At 67.9% G+C, this 901-nt stretch carries 2 protein-coding genes; both read right to left on the bottom strand.

Annotated features, from left to right (window positions below; translation table 11 throughout):
• The coding region (locus tag K789_RS0100025; protein WP_029704052.1) for a zf-HC2 domain-containing protein at positions 1 to 140 on the bottom strand (140 nt) is incomplete at its 3' end.
• Positions 137 to 637, bottom strand: a complete 501-nt coding sequence (locus K789_RS0100020; protein WP_024364953.1) for a sigma-70 family RNA polymerase sigma factor — start codon at positions 635 to 637, stop codon at positions 137 to 139. The genes K789_RS0100025 and K789_RS0100020, both read right to left, overlap by 4 nt.
• Positions 638 to 901 lie beyond the last annotated feature (264 nt).

The following is a 901-nucleotide window of genomic DNA, read 5'->3' as shown; positions in this document are numbered from 1 at the left end:
GGGAGGCTGGCCAGATCGTCCAGCTCCTGCCGGCAGTCCGCGCAGCTGCCCAGATGCTGTTCAAAGGCGGCTGCCTCCTCGGGTTCCAGCCCGCCAAGCAGGTAGGCGCCGAGCAGCTGGTGCCGGTCCGTGGCGCTCACCGCTGCACCCCCATCTCATCAAGGATCGTCCGGAGGGCCCGCACGGCGTAGAACGCGCGGGACTTCACTGTTCCGCTGGGGATATTCAAACTGACCGATGCCTCCTGCACGGTGTAGCGGCGGTAATGGAGCGCCACCAGCACGTCCCGGTGCTCCGCGCTGAGCCGCAGCAGCGCCTCTTCCATCAGGACGCGGTTGAGGAGTTCGTCCACGCGTTCCTCGCCGTCGGCCGGGTCTGCCAGATCCCGTTCCGTCGCCTCGCGGGGCCGGCGCTGGGCTTTGCGGTAGTTGTCGATCATGATGTTGCGGGCCGTCCGGAAGAGGTAGCTGCGCAGGCTTCCCGTGATGTGGGGGGCCTGCTGCCAGACCCGCAGCACCGTTTCCTGCACGACGTCGTCCGTCAGCTGCGGATCCCGGCAGGCACTCAGGACGAAACGCCGGAGGGCCGGGCCGTGGGCGCGGTAAATCGCCGCCACCACGTCTTCGTCGAGCGACATGACCGTCCTCCCTGGCTCGTGGGTTTCAGCGCCTGTGCCCCCTATGACGTGCGGATCGCCTGAATGGTTCACGCGCGCGGAACGGGGCGCAGTCCGAGGCCCGCTGTGAACCATTCTTCCCCCGCGGGCGTCGTAACGGTTAGCGCCGGCCTGGCCCGTTGGCCGGTTCGAGTCAAGGAGCAGCAGATGAAAAAGCACCTCAGCATTGGCCTGTCCGCTTTCGCCCTCGCAGCACTACTCCCCGGCTGTGCCGGCACCGGCGGG

The sequence above is a fragment of the Arthrobacter sp. TB 26 genome (genome assembly GCF_000427315.1).
Taxonomy (GTDB): Bacteria; Actinomycetota; Actinomycetes; order Actinomycetales; family Micrococcaceae; genus Arthrobacter.
Note: the sequence above shows the minus strand (reverse complement) of the source record. Positions and strands in the feature narration are given on the sequence as shown.

Bases quoted from the DNA above. Each gene is read 5' to 3' on its own strand.
- K789_RS0100020 (WP_024364953.1), bottom strand. From the start codon at position 637: ATGTCGCTCGACGAAGACGTGGTGGCGGCGATTTACCGCGCCCACGGC.